Here is a 13,128-nt window from a genome sequence, read left to right as displayed (position 1 = left end):
ATGGCCGGCCTCAGTCGCCGCGCGCCACGACACTGATGACTCGGTTGCCCGCATGCAGGCCGCATTCCTTGGAATCCGACGACTCCCACCACCAGCGCCCCGCCCGCAGGTCTTCGCCCGGACGGATCGCGCGCGTACAGGGTTCGCACCCGATCGACGGATAGCCCTGGTCGTGCAAGGGGTTGTACGGGATGTCCAGCGCGCGGATGACGGCCCACACCTCTTCCTCGCTCCACTCGGCCAGCGGGTTGAACTTGTAGAGGCCGAAGGTGGCGTCCTGCTCTTCCAGCGGCAGCTCGCCGCGCGTCGTGGATTGCTGGCGGCGCTGGCCGGTAATCCACGCGCCACGCCCGGCCAGCGCGCGCTTGAGCGGCTCGACCTTGCGGATCTGGCAACAGGCTTTACGCAGTTCGACGCTTTCGTAGAAGGCATACGCACCGTGCGCCGCCACGTGCGCATCCACCGCGGCCGCAACGGGCCGGTACACGGTGACGCTGCGTCCGTAGCGCGCCTGCACCGCATCCAGCACGCCGAGCGTTTCAGCATGCAGCCGGCCCGTATCCAGCGTGAACACTTCCAGGTCCAGGCCCGAGGCGTAGATGGCGTGCGTCAGCACCATGTCTTCGGCCGCCAGCGAGGACGCGAGCGCCGCATCGGGATAGCGGCGCTGGACTTGTGCCAGGCACTCGGTCAGCTCGCGCCAGCGCGGGGCCAGCCCGGCATCCAGGTCAGCAGCAATGTCGGAAGATCGGTTGGAAATCACGGTCATGGCTGCACCGCGAAGATGCGCGCGCGACGCGGGCGGGCCAACAAGGCCTCGCCGTCGCGCAGGTCCAGTTCCCGGTACAGATACTCGGGCACCTCGGCCTCGATGATGGCATCGGAATCTTCGCGGGCCAGTTCCAGATAGGCGCTGGGTCCCGCCAGATATGCGTGCGACAGGCGCACCGCGATGCCCTCCCCCCCCGCCCGGTAGCGCTCGATATCGAACTCGTGCGGGCGCACATAAGCGGTAGCACGCTGGGCGTCCGCCTGCGCCAGCTCGGGCGCCGGCAACGACAGGCCGGCGCCTTCCCAGACTCCACGCGTGGCCACGCCCTGCAATTGGTTCACATCGCCCAGGAAGCCGTAGACGAACGGTGTGGCCGGCCCCTCCCAGACCTCGCGCGGCGTGCCAACCTGCTCGATGCGGCCGGCGTTCATCAGCACCACGCGGTCGGCCACTTCCAGCGCCTCTTCCTGGTCGTGCGTCACGAACACGCTGGCCACGTTCAGTTCGTCGTGCAGCCGGCGCAGCCAGCGCCGCAGTTCCTTGCGCACCTTGGCGTCCAGCGCACCGAAAGGCTCGTCCAGCAGCAGCACGCGCGGCTCTACGGCCAGCGCGCGCGCCAGCGCGATGCGTTGGCGCTGCCCGCCCGACAGTTGCGCCGGATAGCGGTCCGCCAGCCAGTCCAGCTGCACCAGCGTCAGCAGTTCGTGCACCTTGCGGCGGATCTGGTCTTCGGGAGGACGCTGCGAGCGATGCTTCACGCGCAGGCCGAAGGCGACGTTCTCGAACACCGTCATGTGCTTGAACAGCGCATAGTGCTGGAATACGAAGCCGACTTGACGCTGGCGCACATCGACCGAGGTGGCGTCTTCGCCGGCGAACAGCACACTGCCGGAATCGGGCGCCTCCAGCCCCGCGATGATGCGCAGCAGCGTGGTCTTGCCGCAGCCGGACGGCCCCAGCAGCGCCACGAGCTCGCCCGTTTCGATGTGCAGCGACACGTCATTCAGCGCGCGGAACTGGCCGAACTGCTTGGATAGATTGCGAACTTCGATACTCATGCTTGTCTCCGTCTGAACCGGCCGCGTCAGGCGACAGCCGGCTTGAGGGTTGCCGTCGCCGCGCCGGGATACTCGACCGGCAGGTCGGCGGCGCGCAGGAAGCGCGCGTTGCGCCACTCGACCACGTTCTTGGCCACGAGCGTCACCAGCGCCAGCAACGCCAGCAGCGAGGCCACCGCGAACGCCGCGGAATACTGGTATTCGTTGTAGAGGATCTCTACGTGCAGGGTCATCGTGTTGGTCAGCCCCCGGACTTGCCCGGACACGACCGACACCGCGCCGAACTCGCCCATGGCACGCGCGTTGCACAGAATGGCGCCGTACAGCAGGCCCCACTTGATGTTTGGCAGCGTCACGCGCCAGAAGATCTGCCAGCCGCTGGCGCCGAGTGTCAGCGCCGCCTGCTCTTCTTCGCTGCCCTGCGCCTGCATCAGCGGAATCAACTCACGCGCCACAAACGGAAAGGTGACAAAGAGCGTAGCCAGGATGATTCCCGGCACGGCGTAGACGATCTTAATGTCGTGGGCCTGCAACCAGCCGCCCAACCAGCCTTGCGTGCCGAACAGCAAAATGAACACCAGCCCGGCCACCACGGGCGACACCGAGAACGGCAGATCAATCAACGTGATCAGGAACTGCTTGCCGCGAAACTGGAACTTGGTAATGGCCCAGGCGGCCGCCACGCCAAACACCAGGTTCACGGGCAGCGCAATCGCCGCCACCAGCAAGGTCAGCTTGATGGCGGACCACGCATCCGGCTCGACGATGGCGTCCAGATACAGCTGCCAGCCTTTCTTGAACGCCTCGGCAAACACGGCGGCCAGCGGCACCAGCAGAAACAGCGTCAGAAAAGCCAGCGCGATAAACAGCAGAATGCCGCGCACCCAGCGCGGCTCGGTCAGATGTGCGGGACGATCCGATGCGCTCATGCGAGCCTCCCCAGGTTGCGGCGCGCCTGCCAGCCTTGCAGCAGGTTGATGACAAACAGCAGCACGAACGACAACACCAGCATCACGGTGGCGATGGCCGCTGCGCCCGCATAGTCGAATTGCTCAAGCTTGGAAATGATCAACAGCGGCGTGATCTCGGACACCATCGGCATGTTGCCGGCGATGAACACCACCGAGCCGTACTCGCCCACCGCGCGCGCAAACGCCAGCGCAAAACCCGTCATCAACGCCGGCGTGATCGTGGGCAGCAAGACGCGGCGTATGGTCTGCCAGCGGCTGGCGCCCAGGCTGGCCGCGGCCTCTTCGATTTCACGTTCAACGTCTTCCAGCACGGGCTGCACGGTGCGCACCACGAACGGCACGCCGATGAAGATCAGCGCAATCACAATGCCCAGCGGCGTGAACGCGACCTTCAGGCCGAACCATTCGGCCAGCGGTCCGCCCAGCCAGCCCTTTTCGGAATACAGCGCGGTCAGCGCAATGCCGGCCACCGCTGTGGGCAGCGCGAACGGCAAGTCCACCAGTGCGTCCAGAATCTTCTTGCCGGGAAAGCGATAGCGCACCAGCACCCAGGCGACAACCGTGCCGAACACCAGATTCACCAGCGCCGCAATCAGCGATGCGCCAAACGTCAGCTGATAGGACGCCATCACCCGAGGCGCCGTCACGGCATCCCAAAAACCTTGCCAGCCCAGTTCAGCGCTCTTGAGGGGCAAGGCCGCCAGGGGGATCAACACGAGCACGCTCAGATACAGCACCGCGTAACCCATGGAAATGCCGAATCCGGGCAGCACGCCCGGGCTGTTGCGCCGAACGGCAAAAGGCGCTTGCGCGCCGTTTGCCGTCGGGTTCGAGGCTGTCGTCATGGCCGTCGTCCGATCGTCGTCTGATTATTTCTTTTGCGGCAGATAGATCTGGTCGAAGGTGCCACCATCACTGAAGTGATCTTTCTGCGCCTTGCGCCAGCCGCCGAAGATCTTGTCGTCGATGGTGACGAGCTTGACCTTGGGGAACTTGTTTTCGTACTTGGCGGCGACCGTCTTGTCGATGGGACGGTAGTAGTTCTTCGCGATGATCTCCTGCGCGGCAGGCGTATACAGGAACTCCAGGTAGGCCTGCGCGGCGGCACGCGTCCCCTTCTTGTCCACGACCTTGTCCACGATGGCCACCGGCGGTTCGGCCAGGATGGACAGCGACGGCACCACGATGTCGAACTTGTCCGGACCCAGCTCTTCAAGCGCCAGGAAGGCTTCGTTCTCCCACGCCAGCAGCACGTCGCCCACGCCGCGTTCGACGAACGTGGTGGTGGCGCCGCGGGCGCCGGTATCCAGCACCGGCACGTGCTTGAGCAGGTCGCCGACGAAGGCGCGGGCCTTGTCTTCGCTGCCGCCGTTCTTCTCCAGCGCATAGGCCCAGGCGGCCAGGTAGTTCCAGCGCGCGCCGCCCGAGGTCTTCGGGTTCGGAGTGATAACCTGCACGCCGTCCTTCACCAGGTCATCCCAGTCCTTGATGGCTTTGGGATTGCCCTTGCGCACCAGGAATACGATGGTGGAGGTATAGGGCGAGCTGTTCTGCGGCAGGCGGGTCTGCCAGTTTTCGGGCACCAGGCCGCGGTCGGCGATGGCGTCGATGTCATAGGCCAGTGCCAACGTCACCACGTCGGCTTCCAGGCCGTCGATGACCGAACGCGCCTGGCGGCCGGAGCCGCCGTGCGACTGGCGGATCGTCAGGTCGACGTTGGCCTTTTCCTTGTATTGCTTGATGAAGGCGTCATCGATGGCGCGATACAGCTCGCGCGTCGGGTCGTACGAGACGTTCAGCAGCGTCTGCTTTTGCTGGGCCTGAGCCGGCACGATCGCCGCCAGCGAAACTGTCACCGCCGCCAGCGCGGCCAACCAACCAGCTTTCCTGAAAGACATCCCTTGCTCCCTGTATTTGGCAATGTGCAAGCAAGTGTGCGGGTTCGACAATCTGAACGGAACGAATCATTTTTTGATTGCTCATCGCTCCCAGACATATAGGATCCGAGTCCCAACAATGAAAAACCGCCGCGTTCCCCTATGGGAAGGCGGCGGTTCTGGCGGCCGGAAACCGCTCGCGGACACCCGGGGCTACCCCCGGAATCCGAATTTACTTATTCGGTTGAGGCGTAATGCGCAGGTACGGACGCACGGCCTTGTAGCCCTTGGGGAATTTCTGCTTGATCACGGCCTCGTCCTGCAGGGACGGAACAATGATCACGTCATCGCCATCTTCCCAGTTGACCGGGGTGGCGACGCTGTGGCTGTCGGTCAGCTGCAGCGAATCGATGACACGCAGGATCTCGTTGAAGTTGCGGCCGGTGCTGGCCGGGTACGTGATGATCAGGCGCACCTTCTTGTTCGGGTCGACGATGAACACCGAGCGCACCGTGAGCGTGGCATTGGCATTCGGGTGGATCATGTCGTACAGCTCGGAGACCTTGCGGTCCTTGTCGGCCAGGATCGGGAAATTGACCTTGGTCGACTGCGTGTCGTTGATGTCCTCGATCCACTTGGAGTGGGAATCGGTGCCATCCACCGACAGCGCCAGCACCTTCACGTTGCGCTTGGCGAATTCGTCCGCCAGTTTGGCCGTGTAGCCGAGTTCGGTCGTGCAAACGGGGGTGAAATCGGCCGGATGCGAGAAAAGCACCCCCCAGCTGTTGCCCAGATACTCGTGGAAGCGGATAGGGCCAGCCGAGGATTCCTGTTCGAAATCGGGGGCGGTATCGCCCAGACGTAGATGACTCATGGTGTCTCCTGTATGCGGATTCAGAGGGAAGGGGCTGGCGGCTCGCGACAACTGCCAGCCGGGAAGTCGTTTTTCATTGCGGAAAGTGCCGCCTGTAAAACGATTCTTCCATCAAACCTTTGGCGGAGGAAATACGCAAGCCATATAACCTTATGCAATATCTGAAGCTGCGCCACAGGCGTCCGCGACCACCCCGGCGCGCACGGCGGCGGACAGCGCCAGCGCGCGCGGCAGGATATGCGCGGCGTAGAACAATCCTGTCGCGATTTTCGATTTATGGAACGGGTCCGTGGATCCCGCGGCAATGTGCTTGCGGCATGCCAGCACCGCACGCGCCATCTGCCAGCCGCCGTGCACCACGCCGGCCAGCATCAGGTACGGGACGCTGCTGGAGTAGACCGCCCGGATATTGGCGGCCGACTGCTCCAGGATGAACCCCACGCCGGCCTCATACGCCTGAATGGCGCCATCCAGGTTGTCGCGCAGCAGCCGCAGGGCGTCGCGTTCCGGCGCTGCCGCGCGGGTGGACTCCGCTTCGACGGCGCGCAACGTTTCGCGCATCGCGGCGATGGCGGCATACGCGGTGGCGCCGCCGTCTCGCTGCGTCTTGCGGCTGACCAGGTCGTTGGCCTGGATCGCGGTGGTGCCTTCATAGATGGGCAGGATGCGGGCGTCGCGGTAGTACTGCGCCGCCCCGGTCTCCTCGATGAAACCCATGCCGCCGTGCACCTGGATCCCCAGGGACGCGACTTCTACGGCGATCTCGGTCGAATAGCCCTTCACGATGGGCACCATGTATTCGTAGAATGCCCGATTGCGCGAACGCTGCTCGGGATCGGGGTGGTGCGTGCCCTTGTCATGCGCCGCCGCCGTCACATATGACACCGCCCGGGCGGCTTCCGTCAGCGCTTTCATGGTGAGCAGCATGCGCTGCACGTCGGGATGCCGCACGATGGCCACCGGCCCCGCAGACCCTTCCACCGCACGACCCTGGACCCGTTCGCGCGCATACGCCAGCGCGTGCTGGTAGGCGCGTTCGGACACGCCGATGCCCTGCTGCCCCACGGAATAGCGGGCCGCGTTCATCATGATGAACATGTATTCCAGGCCGCGGTTCAATTCGCCGACCTGGTAGCCCACGGCCCCCTCGCCGACGTCGCCCTTGCCTGCGCCGTACAACAACACCGCCGTGGGGCTGCCGTGGATGCCCAGCTTGTGCTCCAGCGAGGCGCACCAGACGTCGTTGCGCTTGCCCAGGCTGCCGTCGGCCTCGACCAGGAACTTGGGCACGATGAACAGCGATATGCCCTTCACGCCCGCCGGGGCATCCGGCGTACGGGCCAGCACCAGGTGGATGATGTTTTCGGCCAGATCGTGTTCGCCGTAGGTGATGAAGATCTTCTGGCCCGACAGGCGGAAGCTGCCGTCGTCCTGGCGGACCGCGCGCGTGGCGACCTGGGCCAGGTCCGAACCCGCCTGGGGCTCGGTCAGGTTCATGGTGCCGGTCCATTTGCCGCTGATCAGGTTGGGCACATACTGCTTGCGCTGCGCCTCCGACCCCACGGTCAACACCGCCTCGATCACGCCATCGGTCAGCATCGGACACAAGGAAAACGCCAGGCTGGCCGCCTGGATGTTCTCGCCCGGCGCGGCGGCGACCAACTTGGGCAGGCCCTGCCCGCCCCAGGCTTGCGGGTGCTGCAAGCCCTGCCAACCGCCTGCCGCATAGTCCTTGAAACCCTGGGCGTACCCGGGCGTCGTCGTCACCTGCCCGTCCTTCCAGACGGGGGGCTGCGTGTCGCCGGGCACGTTCAAGGGGGCTACCGCCTGCTCTACGAAGCGTCCGTTCTCTTCCAGGATGGCATCCACCAGGTCGGGCGTGACGTCGCCGAATCCCGGCAGCTTCAGGATATCGTCCAGTCCGGCCAGTTCCTTCAAGGCGAAGCGAAAGTCCTGCAGCGGGGTTACGTAAGGCATGGTGTCTCCGTGTGCAAGGGGCAGCAGGGCGCAAAGCCCCGGGCTGCCGGATGCGTTTCTTGGTACGCGCGTCTGATTGCGCGCGTCGGGGTGTGACAGGCGCCGCGTCGTCCGGCGGGTGGCCGGATGGGCGCTAACTCAGATGGTACGCCAATGACACGATGATCGGCCCCAGCACCGGCAGCAGCACATTGGCGATGGCGTAGGTCACGGTGTAACCCAGCAGCGGCACCGAACTGCCGCTAGACCCCAGGATGGCGCTGATAGCGGGCGTGCTGACGTGCTGCCCCGCAATGGCCCCCACCAGCAACGGCCCCTCGATCTTCAGGATCTTGTGCCCCACCCACAGCGACAGGCAGGCAGGCCCCAGCGACACCAGCAGGCCGATCAGGGGCAGCACGGCGCCATGCTCGCGGATCAGCGATATCGCTTCGGGGCCGGCCGACAGGCCCACGCACGCCACAAAAACCGCCAGGCCCAGGTCCTTCAGCAACTGCACGGCATGGTCGGGCATATGGCCGATGGCGGGCCGCTTGGCGTTGATCCAGCCGCAGACCAGGCCGCTGACCAGCGCACCGCCCCCACTGCCCAGCGACACCGGGATCCCCCACAGGCGCGCGCTCAGCGCGCCGATCATCAAGCCGGCGAGAATGCCGAAAGCCAGGAACACCAGATCGGTCACGCCGCTGCGGCGCAACTCATTGCCCAGGGCGGCGCCGGCTTCCGACAGCTCGGGTTCCGTGCCTACCAAGGTCACCAGGTCGCCGTATTGCACCACCGTGGCCGGCGTCAATGGCAGCACATGCCCCGAACGCATGATGGATTGGACGAAGACCCCACGTGCCCGGCGGGCGCCCGGCCGCTTGGCCAGTTCGCCCATCGTGCGTCCGTTGATCGCCTTCTTGTTGACGATGACGGCCAGCTCGCTCAGTTGCAGATCATCCGCATGGGCCTCGGGCAACTGGATTTCAGGCCCGACCACCGACCCCGCCCGCAGCGCGAAGCGGCGCAGCCCCAGCACGACCACGATGTCGCCGGTGACCAGGGTATCTTCCGGTGTCGCGTCCACCGCCTCGCCATTTCGCAGGATGCGGCTGATCACCGTCCGCCCGCCCAGTTGCGCCTCGACGTCGGCCACGCTCATGCCGTCGGCGTCTTTCACCACATGGGCGCGCCCCACCAGCCGCGGCAGGGTGGGCAGGTTGATTTCATCATCGTCGCCGGAAGCCACGCCCAGCTTCGCTTCCAGGGCCTTGGACGCTTCGCGCAAGTTGATGCGCAACAGGGCCGGCGCGACCTGGCTCGTGAAGAACACGATGCTGATCAGGCCCACCAGATAGGTCAGCGTGTAGGCCGTGGCGATATTGGCCTCCATGCGCTGCACCTCGGCATCCGGCAGCCCCAGATGCTTGAGCGCCTCGGCCGCCGTGCCCACCACGGCCGACTCCGTGGCGGCCCCGGCCGCCAAGCCCGCCGCCGTGCCGGCGTCCAGGCCGAACAGCGGCACGGCCGCCAACACGATAGTCAGCACCAGCAGGGCCTCAATGATCGGCAGCACGATGTAGCGCAGGCTGGACCGGTTCAGGTTGGCGAAGAACTGCGGGCCGCCGGAGTAGCCCATGGCAAAGATGAATAGGGCGAACGCGACCTCTTTCAGGTCGCCGCGCATCTGGCAGCCCGTCTGGCCGATCAGCAGGGCGACGATGAGTGTCCCACACACCCCGCCCAACTGGATCGGCCCGACCTTCAGTTTGCCGATCAGGTATCCCAAACCCACCGTAACGAACAACACCGCGATGGGGACGCTATTGAAAAACCCGACTGAGCACGTCATAAGGTCATGTCGCCCTGTGTTTTCCTACTTCCGAGCCGTGGCTTTCTTGGCCGAGCGGGCGGCGGTGTCCGCCTTCTTCACCGCCTTCTTCACCGCCGTCTTGGCTACCTTCTTAACGGCCTTCTTGGCCACGCGCTTGGCCGCTCCTGCCTTCACCGTCTGGCCCTTGCCTGCCGTCGGGCCCGAACGCACCAGCTCGGATGCCTTCCATGCCTCGACGTACTCGGTCGCGCATTCGACCATGTACTTGCCGATCTTGGCGTAGTCGGCGTCGTCCAGGTTGGCCAGTGAAATGCGGATCGACCAGGGCGGACCGCCAAAACCGCCGCCATCCATCAGCACCACGCCCGACTTCTCGGCCAGACGGAACAGGAAGTCCACCGGTTCGTAGTTGCTGGTCATGTACTTGCAGAAGGCATCGCCATACATGATCTTGGCCCAGACCATGAAGTCCAGTTCCACGTAATACCAGCCGCGCATCGGATCTTCCGGCGGCAGCGGAATGCCCAGCCCGCTCCAGAGCGAATCGCGGCGGGCGCGCACGATCTGCATGGTCAGATGCTTGTAGGAATCCTTCAGGTCGAGCAAGTGAGATAGCGCAAAAAAGCCCATCTGCACCTGTTGCGGCAAGGACAGGCCCGCCGTATGGTTAAGCGCCACGTTGCGGCTGTCGGCCACCATGCGGTCAATGAACTTGAGCTTTTCGGGCTCCATCGTCATGGCGCCGTAGCGCTTGTTCAGGCGCTGTTTCCACGACGCGGGCAGTTCGGCGATACGGCGGTCCATCGTGTTCTTCTCGTGGATGGCGATCACGCCCAGGCGCCAGCCCGTGCAGCCGAAGTTCTTCGAGAAGGAATACACGCAGATGGTGTTGTGCGGCACCTCGGCCATCAGCGAACGGAAATTCGGCACGAAGGTGCCGTAGACGTCGTCGGTCACCAGCACCAGATCCGGATTCTTGCGGATCAGCCGCACGATCTGCTTCATCTCGACAGGACTGAACGCGACCGAGGGCGGATTGCTCGGGTTCACCGTGACCGCCAGCTTGATCTTGGGATTTTCCAGCTTGGCGATTTCGGAGGCCGGATAGTGCCAATCGTGCGTGCCGTCGGCGCGCAAGCTGCTGGCGTTGATGGCCACGATCTTGAACTGGAAGCGCTCCAGATGCGCGATCTCGATATAGGGCGTGAAGGTCGGCAGGAACAGCGCGATGGTGTCGCCCTGTTTGAGCAGGCCGTTCTGCATCAGCGAGTCGAAGATGTAGCACATGGCGGCCGTGCCGCCTTCGACCGGGAACAGGTCGAACTTGCCCTTGGGCGGGCGGCCGTCGCACATTTCCTTGATCAGGTAGTCGTGCACGATCTGTTCGATATGCACCAGCGCGCGCGGCGGCACGGGATAGTTGTCGCCGATGATGCTATCGGTCAGTTCATGGATCCACTCGTCGGGATCGAAACTCTTGATCTTCACGCCGTACTCGAGCACGCCGACCAGGAAGTCGTAGCCGTCCTCGCCTTTATGCTTGGACAGGAACTTGCGCAGGCGGTCGGCGCAGCCCTTCTTGGCCGGCATGCCCGCCAGGATGGCATCGTCACGCACGCGGCGCGCTTCCTTCATGGCGAATTGGCCAAGCAGGAAGAAGGCGTCGCGCGGCTCGGTAGCGATCCAATTGGGATTGCCACGGCCGGCGTTCAACATGGTCAACGCAGCGGTCTGCTGGTTTTCCTTGGCCAACGTGATCAGATAATCCTTCAGTTCGAAGGGCGACAACTGCTCAAGATCGCGCTGGCGCGACCGCGTCGTTTTCAGGGCCGAGGCCAGGCTGACGGTGAGAGGCGTGGTGGAAGCCATTATTCAGTACTCCTGGTTTGCGTTTTGACAAGCGCTTGCCGGGGCGGTGCGGGCGGGCACGCCCGCCGCCCCGATGTGCTGCCCGCAAGCCATGCGGCTTGGCGGGCGTCCCACTAGGTCATGAGCAACACAATGACAATCCCCCAGATGATGAGCAGGGTATTGCCGATGGCGTAAGGCACCGTGTAGCCCAGGGCGGGCACCTGGCTTTTCGCCGTTTCGGTGATCTGGCCGATCGCGGCCGTCGTGGTGCGGGCGCCGGCGCAGACGCCCAGCACGATGGCCGGATGGAATTTGAAGACATACCGGGCGATATACACCCCCAGGATCATCGGCACGCTGGTTGCGATGATGCCGGCCACGAACAGCTTGGCCCCGAGCTGCTGGAAGCCCTGTACGAAGCCTGGCCCCGACGTGATGCCGACCACCGCCACGAAGGCGGTCAAGCCGACGGATGTCAGGAACCAATGCACGGGCTCCGGCACGCGGCCGAAGGTGGGATGCACCGACCGCAGGTAGCCGAAGATCAGCCCGGAGATCAGCGCGCCGCCGGAGGTCGACAACGTGATGGGGATGCCGCCTACCGTCAGCACCAGCGTGCCGAACAGGCCGCCCAGCAAAATGCCGAAACCCACGAATACCATGTCGGTCTGATTGGTGGCCCGGTCCACGTACCCCAGCTTGTCCACGACCCGTTCCACGTCGCGCTTGGCGCCCAGTACGAACAGGCGGTCGCCCCGATCCAGCTTCAAGCCCCAGTTGACCGGCATCTCGTGGCCGCCGCGCACGACCTTGCGCAAGAACACGCCGCGGCCCAGTTGGCGCACGGTCTCGTTTTCGGCCAGTTCCTTGAGCGTCTTGCCGGCCACGTTCTTGTTGGTCAGCACCACCTCGACGACCTCTGCGGGCAGGCTCAGCAAGTCGCGGTCTTCAACCTCGGTGCCGATGATGCCCGCAGCCTGCAAGACCAGCGCGTCGTGGCGCCCCGTCACGCCCAACACGTCGCCGGCTTGCAGGACGGTGGTCGAGTCGTTGTCCAGGATCTGATCGCCGCGCCGGATGCGTTCGACGAAGACGCGCGCTTCGACGAATCGCGACTCCAGTTCACCGACCGTCTTACCCACGTGCTCGGTGTGATCCAGGCGATACGCCCGGGCCGTGAACTTGCGGTAGCCGGAGAGTTCCATGGAATCAGAGCCGCCTGACATCTTGGCTTCGTATTCCTTGCACTCCTTCACGATGTCCACGCCCATCAGCTTCGGGCCCAGCGAGGCCAGCAGCCAGGCGCTGCCCACGGTGCCGAAGATGTAGCAGACGGCATAGGCAACCGGAATGCTGTCGATCCATTGCTTCTTGGTCGCCGCATCCACGCTCAGGCCGTTGATCGTGTCGGTAGCCACGCCCATCACCGCCGAAATGGTCTGCGCCCCTGACAGCAGGCCAGCGCCGGTGCCGGCATCAAAGCCGAAGCCCACGGCGGTGGCCCAAGTGACCAGCAAGCAAATCACACAAATGATGACCGCGAAGATGACCTGGGGAAGGCCATCGCTTTTCATACCGCGGAAGAATTGTGGTCCGACGCCGTAGCCAAGACCGAAGAGGAAGAGCAGGAAGAACACCTGCTTCAGAATTGGGGCGATGGTGATGTCGAGTTGCCCGACCAGCACGCCCACCAGCAAAGTACCCGTTACCGCGCCTAGATTAAAACCGAAGATTTTCTTGGCCCCGATCCAATAACCCAATCCCAGGGTCAGGAAGATCGCTAGTTCAGGGTACTTCCGCAATGTGTCAAAGAACCATTCCATCCCGAATCTCCTTCGTTCTGTACAGGTCGAGCACGTGCGCGAACAATCCTGCTGCGCGCGGAACACATTATCAGAATCTTTCAGAAATTCAAAAGAAATACTACAGCCC

At 64.2% G+C, this 13,128-nt stretch carries 10 protein-coding genes; all 10 read right to left on the bottom strand.

What is annotated here, in order from left to right:
- Nucleotides 1-10: 10 nt before the first annotated feature.
- A complete protein-coding gene (locus CEY09_RS21235; protein ID WP_088590183.1) occupies nt 11-769 on the bottom strand; it encodes a phosphoadenylyl-sulfate reductase in 759 nt (252 codons plus the stop codon).
- Entirely contained in the window at nt 766-1,830 is a 1,065-nt protein-coding gene (locus tag CEY09_RS21230; RefSeq protein ID WP_088590182.1) for a sulfate/molybdate ABC transporter ATP-binding protein, read from the bottom strand. The genes CEY09_RS21235 and CEY09_RS21230 overlap by 4 nt, the downstream gene beginning before the upstream one ends.
- A 26-nt stretch (nt 1,831-1,856) precedes the next feature.
- Nucleotides 1,857-2,759 (bottom strand): sulfate ABC transporter permease subunit CysW, encoded by a 903-nt coding sequence (gene cysW, locus CEY09_RS21225; protein WP_088590181.1) that lies wholly within the window; start codon nt 2,757-2,759, stop codon nt 1,857-1,859.
- Nucleotides 2,756-3,646, bottom strand: a complete 891-nt coding sequence (gene cysT, locus CEY09_RS21220; protein WP_088590180.1) for a sulfate ABC transporter permease subunit CysT — start codon at nt 3,644-3,646, stop codon at nt 2,756-2,758. Before cysT ends, cysW begins: the two co-directional genes overlap by 4 nt.
- Before the next feature lie 24 nt (nt 3,647-3,670).
- A complete protein-coding gene (locus CEY09_RS21215; RefSeq protein WP_088590179.1) occupies nt 3,671-4,699 on the bottom strand; it encodes a sulfate ABC transporter substrate-binding protein in 1,029 nt (342 codons plus the stop codon).
- A gap of 211 nt (nt 4,700-4,910) precedes the next feature.
- The gene (locus tag CEY09_RS21210) at nt 4,911-5,552 is read right to left on the bottom strand and encodes a peroxiredoxin (RefSeq protein ID WP_006225129.1); all 642 of its coding nucleotides are present in this window, start codon (nt 5,550-5,552) and stop codon (nt 4,911-4,913) included.
- Nucleotides 5,553-5,702: 150 nt separating this feature from the next.
- Nucleotides 5,703-7,529 (bottom strand): acyl-CoA dehydrogenase family protein, encoded by a 1,827-nt coding sequence (locus tag CEY09_RS21205; RefSeq protein WP_088590178.1) that lies wholly within the window; start codon nt 7,527-7,529, stop codon nt 5,703-5,705.
- 133 nt (nt 7,530-7,662) lie between these two features.
- Nucleotides 7,663-9,363: an aspartate-alanine antiporter gene (gene aspT / locus CEY09_RS21200; RefSeq protein WP_088590177.1), complete on the bottom strand. Its 1,701-nt coding sequence runs from the start codon at nt 9,361-9,363 to the stop codon at nt 7,663-7,665.
- Nucleotides 9,364-9,387: 24 nt separating this feature from the next.
- A complete protein-coding gene (locus CEY09_RS21195) occupies nt 9,388-11,214 on the bottom strand; it encodes a bifunctional aspartate transaminase/aspartate 4-decarboxylase (RefSeq protein WP_088590176.1) in 1,827 nt (608 codons plus the stop codon).
- Nucleotides 11,215-11,327: 113 nt separating this feature from the next.
- The gene (aspT, locus tag CEY09_RS21190) at nt 11,328-13,019 is read right to left on the bottom strand and encodes an aspartate-alanine antiporter (RefSeq protein WP_088590175.1); all 1,692 of its coding nucleotides are present in this window, start codon (nt 13,017-13,019) and stop codon (nt 11,328-11,330) included.
- Between the last annotated feature and the right edge of the window lie 109 nt (nt 13,020-13,128).

The organism is Achromobacter marplatensis (assembly GCF_002209535.1).
GTDB lineage: Bacteria > Pseudomonadota > Gammaproteobacteria > Burkholderiales > Burkholderiaceae_B > Achromobacter > Achromobacter marplatensis.
This window is presented reverse-complemented; position numbering and strand designations above follow the sequence as displayed.